15 protein-coding genes and 2 tRNA genes are annotated in these 19,501 nt (G+C 63.9%); 2 read left to right on the top strand and 15 right to left on the bottom strand.

Annotation, left to right across the window (positions count from 1 at the left end; all coding sequences use genetic code 11):
- Nucleotide 1: 1 nt before the first annotated feature.
- The 7 genes from A7X65_RS04765 to A7X65_RS04735 form a co-directional block, all read right to left on the bottom strand.
- Nucleotides 2-850 (bottom strand): class I SAM-dependent methyltransferase, encoded by an 849-nt coding sequence (locus tag A7X65_RS04765; RefSeq protein WP_063683150.1) that lies wholly within the window; start codon nt 848-850, stop codon nt 2-4.
- 19 nt (nt 851-869) lie between these two features.
- Nucleotides 870-2,774 carry an asparagine synthase (glutamine-hydrolyzing) gene (gene asnB / locus A7X65_RS04760; protein WP_063683149.1) on the bottom strand — a complete coding sequence of 635 codons (1,905 nt, stop codon included), beginning with the start codon at nt 2,772-2,774 and terminating at the stop codon, nt 870-872.
- Nucleotides 2,775-2,796: 22 nt separating this feature from the next.
- Nucleotides 2,797-3,663: a glycosyltransferase family 2 protein gene (locus tag A7X65_RS04755; RefSeq protein WP_063683148.1), complete on the bottom strand. Its 867-nt coding sequence runs from the start codon at nt 3,661-3,663 to the stop codon at nt 2,797-2,799.
- On the bottom strand, nt 3,660-4,409 hold the full coding sequence (locus A7X65_RS04750; RefSeq protein ID WP_063683147.1) for a class I SAM-dependent methyltransferase: 750 nt from the start codon (nt 4,407-4,409) through the stop codon (nt 3,660-3,662). Before A7X65_RS04750 ends, A7X65_RS04755 begins: the two co-directional genes overlap by 4 nt.
- Before the next feature lie 147 nt (nt 4,410-4,556).
- Nucleotides 4,557-5,591: an acyltransferase family protein gene (locus A7X65_RS04745; protein ID WP_082884823.1), complete on the bottom strand. Its 1,035-nt coding sequence runs from the start codon at nt 5,589-5,591 to the stop codon at nt 4,557-4,559.
- A gap of 226 nt (nt 5,592-5,817) precedes the next feature.
- Nucleotides 5,818-6,426, bottom strand: a complete 609-nt coding sequence (locus A7X65_RS04740) for an acetyltransferase (RefSeq protein ID WP_167358207.1) — start codon at nt 6,424-6,426, stop codon at nt 5,818-5,820.
- 36 nt (nt 6,427-6,462) lie between these two features.
- Entirely contained in the window at nt 6,463-7,476 is a 1,014-nt protein-coding gene (locus A7X65_RS04735; protein WP_063683144.1) for a Pnap_2097 family protein, read from the bottom strand.
- 463 nt (nt 7,477-7,939) lie between these two features.
- Between A7X65_RS04735 and A7X65_RS04730 the strand changes: the two genes are divergently transcribed.
- Nucleotides 7,940-9,700, top strand: a complete 1,761-nt coding sequence (locus A7X65_RS04730; protein ID WP_063683143.1) for a caspase family protein — start codon at nt 7,940-7,942, stop codon at nt 9,698-9,700.
- A gap of 149 nt (nt 9,701-9,849) precedes the next feature.
- Here A7X65_RS04730 and A7X65_RS04725 read toward each other — a convergent pair.
- The 8 genes from A7X65_RS04725 to A7X65_RS04690 all read right to left on the bottom strand — a co-directional run bounded on the left by A7X65_RS04725 (nt 9,850) and on the right by A7X65_RS04690 (nt 18,018).
- Nucleotides 9,850-9,926: transfer RNA gene (locus A7X65_RS04725), tRNA-Val, on the bottom strand.
- 63 nt (nt 9,927-9,989) lie between these two features.
- Complete coding sequence (locus tag A7X65_RS04720; RefSeq protein ID WP_063683142.1) at nt 9,990-10,394, bottom strand: GFA family protein; 405 nt, start codon at nt 10,392-10,394, stop codon at nt 9,990-9,992.
- A gap of 120 nt (nt 10,395-10,514) precedes the next feature.
- The gene (locus A7X65_RS04715; RefSeq protein ID WP_156527634.1) at nt 10,515-10,853 is read right to left on the bottom strand and encodes a hypothetical protein; all 339 of its coding nucleotides are present in this window, start codon (nt 10,851-10,853) and stop codon (nt 10,515-10,517) included.
- Nucleotides 10,854-11,000: 147 nt separating this feature from the next.
- On the bottom strand, nt 11,001-13,424 hold the full coding sequence (gene lon, locus A7X65_RS04710) for an endopeptidase La (RefSeq protein ID WP_063683140.1): 2,424 nt from the start codon (nt 13,422-13,424) through the stop codon (nt 11,001-11,003).
- A 325-nt stretch (nt 13,425-13,749) separates the two neighbouring features.
- Complete coding sequence (gene clpX, locus A7X65_RS04705; protein ID WP_018642420.1) at nt 13,750-15,021, bottom strand: ATP-dependent Clp protease ATP-binding subunit ClpX; 1,272 nt, start codon at nt 15,019-15,021, stop codon at nt 13,750-13,752.
- A gap of 450 nt (nt 15,022-15,471) precedes the next feature.
- Nucleotides 15,472-16,107, bottom strand: a complete 636-nt coding sequence (locus A7X65_RS04700) for an ATP-dependent Clp protease proteolytic subunit (RefSeq protein WP_063683139.1) — start codon at nt 16,105-16,107, stop codon at nt 15,472-15,474.
- Between the two features lie 291 nt (nt 16,108-16,398).
- Nucleotides 16,399-17,760: a trigger factor gene (tig, locus tag A7X65_RS04695; RefSeq protein ID WP_063683138.1), complete on the bottom strand. Its 1,362-nt coding sequence runs from the start codon at nt 17,758-17,760 to the stop codon at nt 16,399-16,401.
- A gap of 173 nt (nt 17,761-17,933) precedes the next feature.
- Nucleotides 17,934-18,018, bottom strand: a tRNA-Leu gene (locus A7X65_RS04690).
- Between the two features lie 154 nt (nt 18,019-18,172).
- Here A7X65_RS04690 and A7X65_RS04685 point away from each other — a divergent pair.
- Nucleotides 18,173-19,489, top strand: a complete 1,317-nt coding sequence (locus A7X65_RS04685) for a multicopper oxidase domain-containing protein (protein ID WP_063683137.1) — start codon at nt 18,173-18,175, stop codon at nt 19,487-19,489.
- The last annotated feature ends 12 nt before the right edge of the window (nt 19,490-19,501 follow it).

Below are 19,501 nucleotides of genomic sequence, written 5' to 3'. Positions count from 1 at the left end.
TTCAATGCTCGCCCTTGATATCGCCGGTCGCGGACTGACCGCGCGACTCCGCCGGGCGGGTGCCGGACACGGTCCAGCTATAACCATGCCGGTGATAGAGCTGAACATCCGCAAATCCCACATCCGACAACAACGCCTCCGCCTCGGCGCGCGTATAGTATTTCGCGTAGGAGGGATTCAACTGATCGTAAATGGTCAGGCGGCGAACCGAACGCGGAAACTTCGCCAGGACGGAACGCATGTAGCTGCGCATCGGAAGCGGAAGGATCCGGCACAGCCAGATATAACCCGTCAGCGCGAACTCCAGCAGGTGCGACAGTGCCACGAGCATCCGGTGCGGCATCCGCACCGTGAGCTTGCGCAGCGGCACGGCGATCGACAGATAGGTCTCGTTCCCCTCAAAGCCATAAAGCCACACGACGCAGCGCCCGCCCGGACGCAGCGCTGCGAACGCGGCGCGGACGACCGGCTCCGGCACTGGGATATGGTGCAGCACGCCCATCGAGACGACGTAGTCGAGCCCAAGGCCAGGCGGCAATTGATCGCCGGGCACCTGGAGATATTCGATGCGGTCCGCATTGACGGTGGTGTTCGCCTTCAGGACCTCGAATGCAGCCGATGGTTCGACCGCAACGACGCGATCGGCGCCCGCGTCGAGCAGCATGTTGACGATACGCCCGGTGCCGCTTCCGATGTCGGCGACCCGCGCGCCCCTGACATCGTCAAGCGTCAGCAGCGGACCGAACAGATCCGCGAGCAGATCCGCCGACCCGTAATAGCCGGGATTGTCCCGGAACGCAGTCCACTGCTCTCCGAAATCGCTGATCGTCTGTCGCTTCAGATCCGGCATGCGCGCGCGTCCAGCTCGCTCAACGCGACCGCGGGGCCGCGAGCCCCATCAGCCATATCCCCAATGTCAGGATGGGCCACAGTGCGAAGGCGTTGTCGCTGCGCCGCTCCAAATGGTCGGTCCACAGCGTCCGGATCTCATCCGGCTTGAGATAGGGCGCGAAGACGTCCGGCTCCTTGTTGAAGACGCGATCGCAGATCGCCTGCAGGCCGCCCCGCCTCATCAGCTGCGCGATAGGCACGTTGAATCCTCGCTTGCGCGACCATGCGGCTTCCTTTGGCATTCCCAGGCTCTCGGCGAGCTTCCGGAGCACGTATTTCGGGGCTCCTTTCGGCCAAGGATTGAGGAGCGCGACATCGATAGTGCCCGCGAGGTCCATGACCCGCCGGTCAAGGATCGGAACGCGCACCTCGAGCGAATGCGCCATGCTCATCGCGTCGACCTTCGTGAGCACGCTTTGCAGGTGAAAGCGCTGGTCGGCGATCAGCGCACGATCGAGCACTTTGTCGTGCGGCTCCGCATAATATTCCGCATATTCCGCGAACGGATCCGCCGTGGCGACATCGAGCATTGCGGGCGCGTAGATCTTCGCGGCAAGAAATCCAGGCACCAGCCGCCGCCATTGCAAATGCGGGCTGTCGCCCTCCTCGCTGAGACCCAGCGCAAAACGGGCCAGCTGCGCCGCCGCGGGAAGACGTCTCTCGTTGCCGCGAACGGCGGCATAGGCAAACCGGCCGGTCATGCCGGCAACGCCGCGCGGCACGACGCGGCGCAAAGGCTCCGCCATGGCGGTTGCGGCATAGGTTTCATATCCGGCGAAGAACTCGTCGCCGCCGTCGCCAGACAGAACGACGCTGCAATGCTGCCGCACCGCACCGGCCAGACGATAGAAGCCGAGCGCCCCCGTATCGGCGCACTGCCCGTCGAAATGATGGACCACCGCGCGCAGGGCCGTCTCGGCATCCTCGCCCCCTTCCCCGTCGATCACGCTGACCGACAGGCCGGCCGCGGCGGCGATGTCTTTTGCGGCGGTGGATTCATCATGGCTCTTCTCGGAAAAGCCTGCCGTGAACAGCGGCGGCTTCAATCCGAGCTGCTTCAGCGTGAGCGTGACGAGGGAGCTGTCGACGCCTCCGCTTTGCAGCACGCCCAGCGGCACGTCGCTCACCATCTGGCTCTCGACCACCGTCTGGATGGTCGACCGCAGGCGGTCGACCGCGTCATCCAACCGGTCGATCGTCGGCGCGCGAACCGGACGCCAGAAGCGGCGCTCGGTCCATTCGCCGGCGGTGAAGCTCATAACCGTACCCGGCGGCACCTGCTTGATGTCGCGAAACAGGCTCTCCCGCGTCCCGGTGTGCCCGGCGGCCAGGAAGGTGTGCAAGGCGGCAGGATCGACATGCGCGGCTATGCGCTGGCTCGCCAGGATTCCCTTGACCTCGCTCGCGAACACGACGTCGCTACGGTCCTCGAAGAAAAAGAGCGGCTTGATGCCGATGCCGTCGCGCGCGAGGATCAGCCGACGCTCCTGACGGTCCCAGAGGCCGAGGGCGAAAAAGCCCTCCAGCCGTTCGAACATCGCCTCTCCCCAGGCGAGATAGGCGTAAGGGAGAATTTCCGTATCGCAGTGCCCGCGGAAGCGGAAGCCGAAGGACCGCTCGAGCTCGCGGCGCAGCTCGCCGTCGTTGTAGAGCTCGCCGTTGTAAGTCACGACGATCCGGCCGGACGCATCCAGCATCGGCTGGTGCCCGGCGTCGGACAGATCGCGGATCGCGAGCCGGCGGTGCGCGAAACCGACGGACTGATCCAGCCAGGAGCCGTCGCCGTCCGGCCCGCGATGGATCAACGCCGCAGACATCGCTGCGACCGTGGCGCGATCAGCCGGGCGGCCATCGCGATGGAAGATTCCGGCTATGCCGCACATCGCGCTTTGGCGTGATCGATGGTCATGGTCGCTGGTTCATGATCTGCTTCAGAAGCACCGCCAGCAGCCCCATCGCGACGACGAGAATGCTGAGAAGGATGGCTCCGACCCCGAGCACGAAACCGCTGACGACCTGCAGGATGATCCCGCCGATCAGCGACACCACCGCGAGCAGCATGCACATCATCGCCAACAGCACGAAGATCTTCAGCGGATTGTAGTAGGTGCAGGCTTCGAGGACGTATTGAAGGGTGCGAAGGGAATCGCGGAACAGATTGACCTTGGATCGTCCGATCCGCTCTGCGTAATCGATCGGAATGTAATCGACGAATCTCGCGTTCATCATGTACGCGAGCGTGAGCGACGTCGTGAAGCTGAAGAGGTCGCTGACATGGTCGAAATAGGAAATCGCAACCTGGCGCCGGAAGGCGCGAAGGCCGGAATTGATGTCGGGGATTTCGCGATTGGCGGTGAACTCGACGATGACCTTGAGCACCGCGCGCAGCGGCGATTTCAGCATCGACTCCCGGTAGTTCGGGCCGGTCCGCGCGCCGACCACCATGTCGAACCCCTCATTGAGGCGTGCGATCAGCTTGGGTATGGCCTCGATCGGATAGGAGCCGTCGGCATCGCTGATGACGATCGTTTCGAAGGACGCCATGCGAATGCCGTCCTTGAGCGAGCGCCCGTAGCCGATGTTGTGCGGGTGCCTCAGGACTTTTGCGCCGGCCTCCTCGGCCAGCGCCCCGGTCCCGTCGCTCGATCCGTCGTCGACGACGATGATCTCGTAGGGAGTGAGTTGGGCTCCGTCGAGAACCGCCTTCGCCCGCGCGATCGTATCGACGATGCCGTTGCGCTCGTTCAGCGCTGGAATGACGACCGAAATCATACGCGCCGTGCGATGCAGGTGACGGATTGCCCGAAGAAGCTCCGCGACAGGGGGTCAAGCGCCCGCGACAACGGAACCATGTACTTGTCGAACAGTGCGATCTGTCCGTTCACGGCATCGTCGTTCAGGGACTCATGGCGCTTCAAACGGTTGGCAAGCCATCCCAACCCGCCGACGGGGTTGAAATAGCTGAGCCTCACCAGCTCGACAGGCTGTCCCGCGAGAAGATCGCGCAAGCGCGTGGTGCTGTAGCGGCGGAAGTGTCCGGCAAGACGATCCAGATCGTTGTAGAGCAGCATCAGGGCCGGAACGCTGATGAGAAGATGTCCGCCCGGCTTGAGCACGTCGACCAGATTGGCGACCGCCTTGGCATCGTCCTCGATGTGCTCGAGCACGTTGATGGTGAAGACCGCATCGACCCCGTTGGGGAACAGCGCGTGGAGCTGTTCCCCAGCCAAAATGTCGCAGACGGCAAAGTTGCGGTCCGGCATGGCCCGGCTGGCCTGCTCGACACTGTCGCGGTCGTGGTCTATCCCGCAATAGTCACCGAGTTCCCCAAGCACCCTGCTGTAGAGCCCATGACCGAATCCGACTTCGACGATTCGTCCCTTGAGGTACGGGCGGAATTGCTCGATGACCCAGTTCATGTAGTTCTGCGCATCGGCGATGCCGCTCGAATACGTCGCCGCCCCCGTCTTGAGAGGGTCCGCGGGCGCGGGTTGTGGCAGCCGAGAGACCTGAGCCATTGGTCCTGAACCTCTTTTCATGTCGGGATTAGCAGCAAGGGACAGGTTTCTCAAGGCGCAGGGCACCGGCCCGAGACGCGAGTTCACCGCTCTCGCGACGCGTCCCGTGGCGTCACGAGGCTGTTGCAATACCGGGGATCACCTTGCCTACCTGATCACCTCGGGGCTTGGATCGCCCGGCACATCGCGGCCCTTTGACCGCAGCGCCAGCCAACGCGCCGCCCAGCGGTTGATCGGGCGCTCAAACCACATCCAAGATGCGGACGCGACGGCGACGACGGCCACAAGCAGGAACCAGCGCCAGAGCTCGCCATTGGCCGGGTCGAATTGCTTCCGATACGCCAGCCACGGCAGGATCATGAACACGGGCCAGTGCCAGACGTAGAGACCGTAGGAAATGTCGCCAAGCTTGACGAACGGGCGCGGTGCGGATGGCAGAAGCGCCATGCCGGAAACGGCGAGGCAGCACGCCACGGGCGTCATCCAGTAGGATACGTTTAGCCCATAGACGTAAGTGACAATTGCAAGGACCAGCAGCACCAGACTGGAACTCCAGCGCGGCGACAGCCGTGAAACCATCATGTAAGCGAACACACCTGCCGCAAAGCTTGCGTAATGGTCGTCACCGAAACGAGCGATGATCGGCGGCTGCGGAGCGATCTCGGTCCCGATCGCAGCAGCGGCAACGCACCAGAGCAGCAACAGCCGCACTCCGCCGAGCGGAATGAGGATTGCGGAGACCAGATAGAAGACCACCTCGTATTCGAGCGTCCAGCCGACCGCATTCATCGGGGTCTGTTGCGGAACGATCAGAAGCGATCGCAAGACGCGCCCCAGCTCGATCTCGTGCGGCGGCCCGCCGATGCTGCGGCTGAAGAGCATGATCATGACAAGCGTCGCCAGCGCATTGAGCGGGTAGATGCGAAAGAAGCGCTTGGCGAGAAAGCTGAAGGGCGTGTAGCCCGGCGTTGACGAGACGTAACAGACGATGAAGCCGGAAATGGCGAAGAAGAGATCCACACCAGCGGCGCCGCGATCAGCCAGGAACTTCCAAGTATAGAGCCGGGCCGGATCGAAGTAGTTCAGCGCAAGATGAGTATGAAAATAAAAAACCCCCAAGGCAGCGATCGCGCGCCCGACCTGAATGCCGGGCAACCGGCCATGGAGCTGAGTTCCTGCCATTCGGCGGCAACCTAGCAGCGCATCGTGGCAGGCGCAATGTCTCACAACCGCAGCGTGAGCTTGCCTTCACCTTCGTGGTCAGCGCCGTCTCGGGAATACTCAGACGCGGACTGCCCGACGTTGATCCGTAATCGCTCGGTGTCGTCCTCATCCGACGCCGCCCTGCCGATCGCATCCTGCAAAGCGAAGTCCCGGCGGCCAGTTCCGCCCGCCCGTTCGCGCGGCCTCAACCGATGCGTTTGACCAGCCGCGCCGGATTACCGCCCATGACGACATTCGGCTCGACGTCGGCCGTGATCAGGCTGCCCGCCATGACCTGGACATTGTCGCCGATGGTCCTGTTCGGAACGATGGCGCTCTTGATGCCGAAGAAGCAATTGGCGCCGACCTTGACCCCTCCGCCGAAGGTCACACCGGCCGTCACCTGGGACAGCGCACCGAGCACACAATCGTGGTCGACGCTGGACAGGGTGTTGACGATCGTGTCGCGCCCGATCAGGGCTCTCGAGCCCACGACGGCACCGGCCGCAATCACCGCGCCGCTCTCGATCTCGGCGTCGCGCGCGACGAAGGCGGTCGGAGCGATGCACGGCGGCATGTTCACCTTGGCTTCCCGCAACCGGGACGCACAGAGCTGGCGCGCCGCGTTGGCTCCTATTCCGAGATAGGCATCGCCGGACGGAAGCTCGCGGAAATAGTCGTCCTCGGACATCACGCTTCCGGGCAGCGCGGGCTGGCCCTCCAGGCTGCGAACGACGAAGACGGGCGCGACATCGAGGAACGATGCGATCACGCGCGCATGGCCGCCTCCGCCGAAGATAAATGCCTTAGCCATCGCCTTAGCCATTGAACGCCTCAGCCATCAAGTGCGTTAGCCTTGGGATTTCGTCGTCAGCATATAGGCCATCACGACACCGTCGCTCTTGCGCGACAGGGAGATCTCCGTAACGAGCCCGGCCTCGGACTGCTCCCATTTGTGGATACGGAAGACGATACGGTCCTTGATGTCCGAATTGGCAAAATAGTAGATGTCGCGCGAGACCGTGCTCAGCTCGGAAAACGTCGGGTCGTAGCGCAGCGCGCAGATGTCGCTGATGATCGGATAGGACGCGAAGTACAGCAGCCCGACGCCATTGATGTCGTGAAACGGGATGATGTCGTACTCGGCCTCGAACAGCGGCGCCGCAGGCGTCCGCGCCCTGAGATCGCGGTACTCCGACACGAAGGCGGGCAGAGGAACTTCCGGAATCGGACAATCCGGCGGAATGGTCGGCTGCCCCTTCAGGAGCGAGGTGTTGTTCGCTTCGCCGCGCCGGGAAAAATTCGACATGAGGCGCGCCTCACCGCCGGCAAGGTCGTGGCGCAGCGTGATGTCCGAGATGAACGTGCCGGCTCCGAACCGGGAAATCGTCCCGGTGAGATCGAGACCGCTGTCTTCGCCGATCGCACTGAGCGGCTTGCGCAGCGAGTAACCGATGCGCGTAAACGTCGCGTACAGGCGGTTGCCTCCGCCATCCTTCAATGCCGAGCTCGGGCTGCGGAGACCCGAGGTGATCATGGTCCAGTGCATGTCGCCCAGCTCCTTCAGGAGCCAGGACTCCGACAGTCCTCCCATCGCCATCTGCGGCATGTTCACGGACAGGCTGCGCCGCTCCATGGCCGCCGCCACTGAGACGCGCGCCGGCTCCTGCACCGACGAGAGGGCCAGGATGTCGTTCAGCGTCTCGACGCGTCCCCAGGCCTCGTCGCCGACGGGGCGTCCGAGTGCCGCCTCGATCCTTCCCCTCAGCACCACCAGCCCAAAACTGTCGATCGGCAGATCCGAGAGGGAAGCGGAAAAATCGGGGTTGCCGGGTATTTCCTCGGCAATGATCTGGCGCAGCATCCGACGTCCCCTGGCAAGCCCTTCTCACACGACCGCCCCGACGGAGCATTCCCTGGGTAGGGCAGCCGCTCTGCGCGTCCCGGTTCGGGCCGATATGCCCGACGAGCCGACAGGCCGCAAGCAGAAGATGCCGGCGGAACCGGGCTGGCCGCTGGCGAGAGAGACCGCCGCCCCCGGCGCGCGACCATCACAGGCCGCTGCGCGCGGACACCGGGGCGGAAATGACTAGATCGGGATGATCGAGCCACGCCGGCTCGCGCGTCGCAGCTCGCGCAGGCGCGCCCGGCAGCAATTCCGATAGATGAAATCAAGCAGAGCACACATTGGGCGGCCCTCTGGTGTGACTTGCGGATCTGACATTGGCGTGCTGCCGCGCGGCCGCCTGTGATGTTCGTCACATAGGGGGCTTTGCCTTGATGGCACTCTTGCGAATAGTCTGGTGACATTGCGATTTGGGGCTGCAATGGGCGCACTTCGGATTTTTCTGTTTTTATTGGCGATCTGCTGTCTCGGCTGTGGAGCGGCGCACGCGGAAAAGCGCGTGGCGCTCGTGATCGGCAATTCCGCCTACAAGAGCGCGCCCAGGCTCTCCAATCCCGTGAACGACGCGTCCCTGGTCGGCGGCATGCTGAAGAAGGCAGGGTTCGACCAGGTCGACATCAAGCTCGATCTCAATGCCGCGGAGATGCGGCGGGCGCTGCGCGACTTCGGGGGCAGGACGCGTGAGGCCGATGTCGCCGTCGTCTACTATGCCGGCCACGGCATCGAGCTCGACGGGACCAATTACCTGATCCCCACGGACGCCACGCTCGAGACCGACAGCGACGTCCTCGACGAGACGCTGCCGCTGGAGCGCGCCCTGTTCGCGGTCGAGCCGGCGAGGCAGCTCCGTCTCGTCATCCTCGATGCATGCCGCGACAACCCGTTCGCGAAGACGATGAAGCGGACCATGGCCGCGCGCGCCGTCGGCCGCGGCCTCGCCAAGGTCGAGCCGACCAGCCCGAACACCATGATCGCCTTCGCCGCCAAGGCCGGCTCGACGGCCTCGGACGGCGATTCCAGGAACAGCCCGTTCGCCGCAGCGCTGGTCGAACGCCTCCCCACGCCCGGGCTCGACCTGCGCAAGGCGTTCGGCTTCGTACGCGACGACGTTCTCAAGAACACCGGCTACAAGCAGGAGCCCTATGTGTACGGCTCGCTCGGCGGCGACGACGTCTCGCTGGTCGCCGCCAAGCCGATCGCGGCCGGCCCCCAGGCAAACCCCGACAGCGAAATCCGGCGCGACTACGAACTGGCGCTTCAGCTCGGTACGCGTGACGGATGGACCGCATTCCTCAACCGCTTTCCGATCGGCTTCTATGCCGATCTCGCCAAAGGCCAGCTGAACAAGATCGCCGCCGAGGAAACCCGCGCGGCGACGGCCGACAAGGCGCGGCAAGCCGAAGAGGACAAGGCGCGCCTCGCCACTGATCGGGCCAACAAGGCCGAGCAGGAGAAGGCGGCAGCCGCCGCCAGGGCCGCCGAGGAGAAGCGTCTTGCCGCCGAGAAGGCCAAGCAGGTCGAGGAAGCCAAGGCGGCCGCAGCCGAGCAGCGGCGGAAAGACGCCGAGGCGGCCGTCGCGAAGGTCATGGCCGAGAAGCAGGCCGCCGCGGAGCAAAAGGTCGCCGCCGTAACGCCCTCCTCCGCCGCGCCGGCGATGTCGGCGGACGAGAGAACCAAGCTGGTGCAGTCCGAACTGCGACGCGTCGGTTGCCACCCGGCTCCCGTGGATGGAATCTGGACGGCCTCATCCGAGCGTTCGCTTGCGCTGTTCAACAAATACGCCGGCACGAAATTCGAGGCCAAGGTCGCGAGCTTCGAGGCGCTGGACGCGATCAAGGCCAGGCCAGGCCGGATCTGCCCGCTGGTCTGCGACCACGGCTTCAGGGCCGACGGCGATGCCTGCATCAAGATCGCCTGCCGCGCCGGCTACCGCGTCAATGACGACAATGAATGCGAGAAGGTGCCGGACAAGAAGCCGGTTGCGACCCGCGAGGATGCGACGAAGCGGGATGCAGAGCGTAAGAAGGTCGAGGCTACGCCAGCGAAGCCACAGTCGAGCGGACAGATTGTTTGCAATAGCGCTGGCTGCCGACCAGTGTCCAAAGGTTGTCGATTGGAATTTCGCAGGGGCGGCGGTAGTGCAAACACCCACACCGGCGAAAGTGTTGAAGTCTGTAACTAATCCAGTCCGCTCCGTGGATGCCCAGCCGAAACTCTCAGGGAGATGCCCGCCTTCGCCGACTTAGTCGGCACGGCAGCCTTCACTCGCTTCGCGTCAATGATGTTCCGAGGCTGGCTCGCCTAGCCGTAGCTCGCGAAGCGAGCGAAGGCTGGTGGGCGGTCACGGATTCGAACCGCGGACCCTCTCGGTGTAAACGAGATGCTCTAACCAGCTGAGCTAACCGCCCCTCGCCGCCTCTTTAGCCTCACAGGCCCCGAACGAGCAAGCGCGGAACTTCAGTTCCTGGGCCTCAGTCCTGCGGCCGGCCGGGCAGCAGCGGCACGGCGTCGATCCATACCGCCGCCGACTGGCACCAGAGCTGCCTGACGGGGCGTAATTTGTCCCGCTGGCGGATCGAGCCCCAGCGGATGCCCCAATCGCCGGCCTCCTCGCCCTCGCCGCTCGTGAACAGCGGGGAACCACAATCGGCGCAGAAGTGCTGGAAGCGCATCCGGCCGTTGTCGCCGCGCTTGCCGTAGACTTTTGGCGTACCGCCGGTCAGGCGAATATCGGCCCTGGTGCAGAGCGCGGTCACCCGGAACGGCGATCCCGTCAGCGTCTGGCAGTCGGTGCAGTGGCACACCGAGACGGCCTCCGGATCGACCTCGGCCTCGAAGGCGATCTTCCCGCAATGGCACTGCCCGTCGATCCGCATGATTTGCCCCACAGCACAAGCGGCGCCCGAAGGCGCCGCACCGGGCAACTCTCGCGCACGATCACAGCCCCGGCGAAACGCCGGCGTCACCGTAACGTTCGGCCTCGCGGATCGTCCAGCCTACTTGTGACATCTGCCGTTGTAGGCGAAGACCGCGTTCGCATTTTCAGCCATGCACAGGTTCGGATACGTCTTCAGAATCCGCGTTCCCACCGGCCGTGCGCATACCGGCTTGTAGAGGTCGGAGCAGATCGGCCCCTGGCATTGGCCGGCATGCAGAACCGTCGCGCCGCTCGCGCGGGCCCAGCAGGCATTCGAATAGGTCATCCGCAGCCCGACGCTCGATAGACCGCAAACCGGAGCGTAGATGTCGGTGCAGGCGACGGCGGCCTGCGCGTGCGCGACGGGTGCAACTGCGAGCGTCAGCAAACAGACAAAGCCAAATGTCTTGCCAATCATTGCTATCCTCCCCTGTGGGTAAAGGGATATCGATAGCACAATCTATAATTGCATTCAATCGTACCCGTCGCCCTCGCTAGCGCGGCCCCGTCGCTCAAAACAAAAACGGCGCCCGAAGGCGCCGTTTCGTGATCTTTCAAGCTGCGATCAGTGAGCGGTCAGACCGCCGGCGGCTTCGTCGCCGTCCGGCTTCACCGTCACCTTGGTGTCCTCTTCCCAGACGATCGGCACCGGCTTCTTCACCAAGGCCTTGGCGACGACGTCGTCGAGGCGCGAGACCGGGATGATCTCCATGCCGCCCTTGATCGCATCGGAAATCTCCGTGAGATCCTTGGCGTTGTCCTCGGGGATCAGCACCGTCTTGATGCCGCCGCGGGCAGCGGCGAGCAGCTTCTCCTTGAGGCCGCCGATCGGCAGCACGCGGCCGCGCAGCGTGATCTCGCCGGTCATCGCGACATCGTGGCGGACCGGAATGCCGGTCATCACCGAGATGATCGCGGTGGCCATGGCCACGCCCGCGGACGGGCCGTCCTTCGGCGTCGCGCCTTCCGGCACGTGCACGTGGATGTCGCGGCGGTCGAACATCGGCGGCTCGATGCCGTAGTTGATCGCCCGCGAGCGGACATAGGACGCCGCCGCCGAGATCGACTCCTTCATCACGTCACGCAGATTGCCCGTGACCGTCATCTTGCCCTTGCCGGGCATCATGACGCCTTCGATGGTCAGCAGCTCGCCGCCGACATCGGTCCAGGCAAGGCCGGTGACGATGCCGACCTGCGGCTCGCTCTCGATCTCGCCGAAGCGGTACTTCGGCACGCCGAGCAGCTCTTCCAGAGTCTTCTCGGTGACCTTGACCGACTTCTTCTTGGAGATCATCAGCTCCTTCACCGCCTTGCGGGCGAGTGTGGAGAGCTCACGCTCCAGGTTACGCACGCCAGCTTCGCGGGTGTAGCGGCGGATCAGAAGCAGCAGCGCCTCGTCGTCGATCGAGAACTCCTTGGAGTCCAGGCCGTGCTTGGACACCGCGTTCGGGATCAGATGCTTGCGCGCGATCTCGACCTTCTCGTTCTCGGTGTAGCCCGCGATCCGGATGATCTCCATGCGGTCCATCAGCGGTCCGGGAATATTGAGCGTATTCGCGGTCGTGATGAACATCACGTTGGACAGATCGTAGTCGACCTCGAGATAGTGGTCGTTGAAGGTCCCGTTCTGCTCGGGGTCGAGGACCTCGAGCAAGGCCGAGGACGGATCGCCGCGGAAATCGGCGCCCATCTTGTCGATCTCGTCGAGCAGGAACAGCGGGTTCGACGACTTCGCCTTCCGCATCGACTGGATGATCTTGCCGGGCATCGAGCCGATATAGGTGCGGCGGTGACCGCGGATCTCGGCCTCGTCACGCACGCCGCCGAGCGACACGCGCACGAACTCACGTCCGGTCGCCTTCGCGATCGACTTGCCGAGCGAGGTCTTGCCGACGCCGGGAGGACCGACGAGGCACAGGATCGGGCCGGTCAGCTTGTTGGCGCGAGACTGCACCGCGAGATACTCGACGATGCGTTCCTTGACCTTCTCGAGCCCGTAGTGATCGGAGTCCAGGATGGCCTGCGCGGCCTCCAGGTCCTTCTTCACCTTGGACTTCTTGTTCCACGGAATCGACAGCAGCCAGTCCAGATAGTTGCGCACGACGGTCGCTTCCGCGGACATCGGCGACATCTGGCGCAGCTTCTTCAATTCATGCTGCGCCTTCTCGCGCGCTTCCTTGGAGAGCTTGGTCTTGGAGATCTTCTCTTCGAGATCGGCGAGCTCGTCGCGACCGTCGTCGTCGCCGAGTTCCTTCTGGATCGCCTTCATCTGCTCGTTGAGATAGTACTCGCGCTGGGTCTTCTCCATCTGGCGCTTGACGCGCGAGCGGATGCGCTTCTCGACCTGCAGCACCGAGATCTCGCTCTCCATCAGGCCCAGCACCTTCTCCAGGCGCGTGGTGACGGACAGCGTCTCCAGGATGCCCTGGCGATCGGCGATCTTGACGGCAAGATGCGAGGCAACGGTGTCGGCGAGCTTGGCGAAATCGGTGATCGCCTGCACGACGCCGACGACCTCGGCCGAGATCTTCTTGTTGAGCTTCACATAGCTCTCGAAGTCCGACACGACGGAGCGCGCCAAGGCTTCCGCCTCGACCGACTTGGCATCGGTGTCGGCCAGCGCGACGGCGGTGGCCTCATAGTAGTCGGCGCGATCGGTGTATTTCTGCACGCGCGCACGCTCGAGCCCTTCGACCAGCACCTTCACGGTGCCGTCGGGAAGCTTCAAGAGCTGCAGCACGCTCGCAAGCGTACCCGTCTCGTAAATCGCATCGGGCGCCGGATCATCGTCGGACGCGTTCTTCTGCGTCGCGAGCATGATCAGCGCGTCGTTCTTCATCACCTCTTCGAGCGCGCGGATCGACTTCTCGCGGCCGACGAAGAGCGGAACGATCATGTGCGGGAAGACGACGATGTCGCGCAGCGGCAGCACGGGATAGGCGTGCGTTTCGCCGTGGACGATGGTTGGCCGGGGTTTTGGATTAGTCATGGCCTTTTCCTTTTGCTTTGCCCCCTTGCACGCAGTCCGCCGTCTTCATGCGCAACCGCCACAAGGTGCCGACGTGATCCGAAAAAACCGGTCTACCATTCGTAGGTTGGACCGGGCTTGCCGGATCGGAACTGAGGCGAATCTTGAACAGAATTCTCGCTCGCCGCCGACATTAGGTGGCTATCGACCGGGGGGGTGTCAAGTCATTGAAAGACGCGCGCCATCAGGCGCTTACGCACGCAAATAAGCGACGCAACACCGGCTGCGGAGCTCATTTCCGCAGCCGCCACTATGAAAGACGAAAGGAAGCGTTCCAGCGCCGAAATCAGGCGCTGGCGTTCTCGACGGCGCGATCGGTCCGATCGGCGTAGATGTAGAGCGGACGGGCCGTGCCTTCCACGACTTCGCGCGAAATGACGACTTCTTCCACACCTTCCAGGCCCGGCAGGTCGAACATGGTCTCGAGCAGGATCGCCTCGAGGATCGAACGCAGACCACGCGCGCCGGTCTTGCGCTCGATCGCCTTGCGGGCAACCGCGCCAAGCGCCTCGTCGGCGAAGGTCAGCTCGATGTTCTCCATCTCGAACAGCCGCTGGTACTGCTTCACCAGCGCGTTCTTCGGCTCGGTCAGGATCTTCTTCAGCGAGGTCTCGTCCAGATCCTCGAGCGTCGCCACGACGGGCAGACGGCCGACGAATTCGGGGATGAGACCGTACTTCAGGAGATCCTCAGGCTCGACGTGGCGGAAGATTTCGCCGGTGCGGCGGTCTTCCGGCGCCATCACCTGAGCCGCAAAGCCGATCGAGGTCGACCGGCCGCGCGCCGAGATGATCTTCTCGAGGCCGGCGAAGGCACCACCGCAGATGAACAGGATGTTGGTGGTGTCCACCTGCAGGAATTCCTGCTGCGGATGCTTGCGGCCGCCCTGCGGCGGGACCGAAGCCACCGTGCCTTCCATGATCTTGAGCAGCGCCTGCTGCACGCCCTCACCCGACACGTCGCGCGTGATCGAGGGATTGTCGGACTTGCGGCTGATCTTGTCGATTTCGTCGATGTAGACGATGCCGCGCTGGGCGCGCTCGACATTGTAGTCGGCGGCCTGGAGCAGCTTCAGGATGATGTTCTCGACGTCCTCGCCGACATAGCCGGCTTCGGTCAGCGTCGTCGCATCCGCCATCGTGAACGGCACGTCCAGGATGCGGGCGAGCGTCTGCGCGAGCAGCGTCTTGCCCGAGCCGGTCGGACCGATCAGCAGGATGTTCGACTTCGCGAGCTCGACGTCGTTGTGCTTGGTCTGGTGGTTGAGGCGCTTGTAGTGGTTGTGCACCGCGACCGACAGGACCTTCTTCGCATGGCTCTGGCCGATGACGTAATCGTCCAGCACCTTGCAGATTTCCTTCGGCGTCGGAATACCGTCGCGCGACTTGACCAGCGAGGATTTGTTCTCCTCGCGGATGATGTCCATGCAGAGCTCGACGCACTCGTCGCAGATGAAGACCGTGGGACCCGCGATCAGTTTGCGGACTTCGTGCTGGCTCTTGCCGCAGAACGAGCAATATAGCGTGTTCTTGGAGTCGCTCGTGCCGACCTTACTCATTCATGTCTCCGTCCGCGGTTCGATCCCGTTCCGCTCGATCGCTCCATTCCGACACGATGGCCGGCCTAGAGTTTAAATAGAGCAAATTCCGTACCAAAAAAGACCTACGCGTTACTACATCCCGTGCGAATCACGGTCACTCGATTCTCCCGCGATCATAGCCGATCAATCGTAGCCAACCATGCTGTCACCCGACTATCAAGAATTCGCTAATCGGGGGTCGCCGGCTACCCGTGACAATACCGTGATTTCCGGTCTTGGCACGGACGAAGTGACCGAAATCACCCCGGCGTTGCTGGATTGCCACGAAAAACAAGCACGAAAGCGGAACTTTCTGCCTGCCGCAGGGCGCAAAACGCTGTTTTGCAATGCGTCCACGCGCACTAAGCGTGAACGCCACCCTGATGGGACCCGGCGATCCCAGGGGATCGCCGTTACGGTCCAGTAGTGCTACGGGGCCTTCGCCGCCGCCGGCTCCTCGGCGCGCTTGTCGATGACCTTGTCGACCAGGCCGAACTCCTTGGCGTCGTTCGCGGTCAGGAACTTGTCGCGTTCCAGCGCGTCCTCGATCGTCTTGTAGGTCTGGCCGGTGTGCTTCACGTAGATCTCGTTGAGCCGCTTCTTCAGGTTCAGGATTTCCTGGGCGTGCAGCATGATGTCGGTCGCCTGGCCCTGGAAGCCGCCGGAGGGCTGATGGACCATGATGCGCGCGTTCGGCAGCGAGAAGCGCATGTCCTTCTCGCCGGCGCACAGCAACAGCGAGCCCATCGAGGCGGCCTGGCCGGTGCAGAGCGTGGAGACCGGCGGGCGGATGAACTGCATGGTGTCGTAGATCGCAAGGCCCGACGTCACCACGCCGCCCGGCGAGTTGATGTACATCGAGATTTCCTTCTTCGGATTTTCCGCCTCGAGGAACAACAGCTGCGCGACGATCAGCGTCGACATGCCGTCCTCGACCGGACCGGTCACGAAGATGATGCGCTCTTTCAACAGGCGCGAGAAAATGTCGTAGGCGCGCTCGCCACGGTTGGTCTGCTCGACCACCATGGGCACGAGGTTCATGTAGGTTTCAACCGGATCGCGCATGAGTCACCTAGGGTTTTCGGACGTGGACACCACCTGTCTTGGCTGGCCAGTGGGGCTGGATTTGCCGGAGGCGATGGACGTCCCGTGATGCAGGACTAGTTAGCAGAGGAACTCGGGTACAGGGCGTACCGACAGATATAGCCCAATTCGCGCCAGACAAGTGCGGAGCGAATTAAGGCTTAATCCAGCGGGGAGTTGAAGCTGATTCTCGCAGAAAGGCCCAGCCAGCCACATGGCTAGCCGGGCCTGATCGCGGATCATCCTTAATAGAAGGCTGATTGCTCAAAGCCTTCAAGCAGCGGTCTTTTCCGCTTCGTCGTCCTTGTAGAGATCCTCGCGCGAGACCTTCTTCTCGGTCACGTTGGCGAGCTCGAGGATGAAGTCGACGACCTTGTCCTCGTAGATCGGTGCGCGAAGCTGGGCCAACGCCTGGGCGTTGTTGCGATAGTAGTCCCAGACCTCCTTCTCGCGGCCGGGCATCTGCCGGGCGCGCTCGATCACGGCGCGGCCGACCTCGTCGTCGGTCACGCTGATCTTGTTCTTCTCGCCGATCTCGGAGAGCACGAGGCCGAGCCGCACACGGCGATCGGCGATCTTGCGGTACTCTTCCTTGGCGGCATCCTCAGTGGTGTCCTCGTCGGCAAAGGTCTTGCCGGCGGAGTCCATCTCGGCCTTGACCGAGTTCCACATCAGATTGAACTCCTCGTCGACCAGCGATGGCGGCGCCTCGAAGCGATGCGCCTCGTCGAGGCGGTCGAGCAGCGCACGCTTGACGCGCTGGCGCGTCGCGGTCGAGAACTCGGCAACCAGACGCTCGCGCGCGGCTTCCTTCAGCTTGTCCAGCGATTCCAGGCCGAGCGTCTTGGCGAACTCGTCGTCGATCGCGATGTCCTGCGGCGCCTCGATCGTCGTCGCGGTGGTCTCGAACTCGGCCGGCTGGCCGGCGAGCTTGTCGTTCATGTAGTTCTTCGGGAACGACACCTTCAGCGTGCGCGTCTCGTTCGCGCCGATGCCGATCAGCTGCTCCTCGAAGCCGGGGATGAAGGTGTTGGAGCCGATGACGACCTGGATGCCCTCGCCGGTGCCGCCCTCGAACAGCTCGCCGTTGATCGAGCCCTTGAAGTTGATGGTGACGCGGTCGCCGGATTCGGCCTTGGCGCCTTCCGTCTTGGCGGCATAGCCGCGGTTGGAATCGGCGATGCGCTTGATCGCCTCGTCGACGTCGGCGTCGGATACGTCGGCGACGGGCTTCTCGACCTGGAAGGTCTTGAAGTCGGCGAGCGCGATCGCAGGCACCACTTCAATCGCGACCGTGTAGGTCAGATCGGTCTTGCCGTTCAGCAGTTCCTCGACTTCGGCCTGCTCGGTCGGCATCGTGATCTTAGGCTCGGTGGCGAGACGGAAGCCGCGCTCGGAGAACAGCTGCGTGTTGGTGTCGCGGATGGTCTGGTCGATGGTCTCGGCCATCACCGAACGGCCATAGACCTTCTTCAGGTGCGTGACCGGCACCTTGCCGGGACGGAAGCCGTTGATGCGGACCTTGTCCTTGAGATCGACGAGCTTGGCGCCGGCCTTGGCGTCGAGATCAGCCGCGGGAACGCTGATCTTGAACTCGTGCTTCAAACCTTCCGAGAGGGTCTCTGTGACCTGCATGGCGTCCAATCTTCTTTTCGCTCGGTCCCGGCGCGCATGCGTCGGGACGCTGTCATTAATCGATCCGGCGCGAGGCGAACGCCTCAACGCCGGTGGTTCATCGGACCGGCTTCAGGCGGACAGACATCCGCGAGGAGCAGGCCCTCGTAATCCGTGCAAACGCGAGAAGCGCTTGGTGCGGGCGGAGGGACTCGAACCCCCACAACTTTCGTCACTGGAACCTAAATCCAGCGCGTCTACCAGTTCCGCCACGCCCGCGTGAATTTGCATCAAGACCGGCCGCGATGCCGCGGGCGGCCGGGCTTATAACATGTGCCTGACTGTTCGCAGCAAAAAAATGGCCCGATGGAGGCATGGTTCAAGTAGGCACGATGGCTGGACTTATCCAGCGCGGCGTGGTCCGGATCGCGGCATGAAACCACGGATTTTCGACCCGAACAGACGGCAGGTTTTGGCAGGGTTTGGAGCTTCCCTTGGAGCCTCGGCGGCCGGGTTGATCGCCGGCGGCGCCGGCCCGTCGGTGACGGCCCAGCTCGCGCTTCAGGCAAGGGCGGCAACGCTGGCTCTGCGGCCGGGTCAGGCACCTACACCGATCTGGGAGCTGGCTGCGGTAAGCCACCTCAGGGACGTCCGTCTCAAGCGCTTTGACAGTTGCCAGGTGGTGTTCCGGAACGACCTGCCTGTGCCGCTTGCACCAGTCTGGTACGGACTGAGCGCGCCGACCCCGGCCGACCCGCTCCGGGGGCGCGCCCCGGCGGCGCCGGACACGACAGAAACATCAATTATTTCAGTATCTAACGCGGGAACCCTGCTGGCTGACTTCCGACTCTTCGAGGACGGCCAGAAGCAGCCGGCGCGCCCGCTTCCGATCATCGCGGCCGAGACCAGCCGGGTCGCGGTCGATCGCGACGAGGTCCTGCTGTTCGAGGAATGGCGCCTGCGGCCGGACGGCACCGCCCTTCCCCCCGGTCAGGACCCGAAGGACACGACGCCGCTCTATACGATCAACGGCAACACTTCATTCGAACTCTCAGCTTCGGCCGGCGAGCGGCTGCGGCTGCGCTTTATCAACGGCTCCCAACGCACTGTTTTGGCAATCAAATTGGAGAGCCATGAGGTCCGCGTGATGGCGCTGGACGGGCAGCCCGCCGAGCCGTTCCCGGCGCGCAACGGCGCCCTCGTGCTCGCCCCCGGCGGCCGCGCCGACGCGTTTGTGGATACGGCCACATCGGCCGCATTCCTGCTGCATGACGGCAAGGAGGCGCGCCAGGTCGGCCGCCTCACGGTAGCGGGCACATTGGAGCGGCGCGTGCCCCTGTCGCCGCCGCAGCCGCTCCCGTCGAACGACCTGCCCGAGAAGCTCGATCTGAAAGGCGCCCTGCGGTTCGATGTCGCGCTGGGCGGCGCCGACGCCGGCTGGGTCCGTCCCGCGAGTTTCTCCACGGCCTCCGCCCCCGTCTTCCGCGCCAAGGCCGGCCGCACCGTCGTGCTGGCCCTGAAGAACCCGGCCCCCGTCACGACCGTCTTCCACCTGCACGGTCATCCCTTCCGCCTGCTCGACAAGCTCGACGACGGCTGGAAGCCCTACTGGCTCGACACGCTCGCGGTCGAGCCCGGCCAGACCCAGCGGATCGCCTTCGCCGCGACCTCGCCCGGGCGATGGCTGCTCGAATCGGTCGTGACGGACTGGGCCGCCCCGCGCCTGGTGCGCTGGTACGCGGTGGAGTGAAAGACGCGCAGG

It is taken from the genome of Bradyrhizobium stylosanthis (genome assembly GCF_001641335.1).
GTDB lineage: Bacteria > Pseudomonadota > Alphaproteobacteria > Rhizobiales > Xanthobacteraceae > Bradyrhizobium > Bradyrhizobium stylosanthis.
Note: the sequence above shows the minus strand (reverse complement) of the source record. Positions and strands in the feature narration are given on the sequence as shown.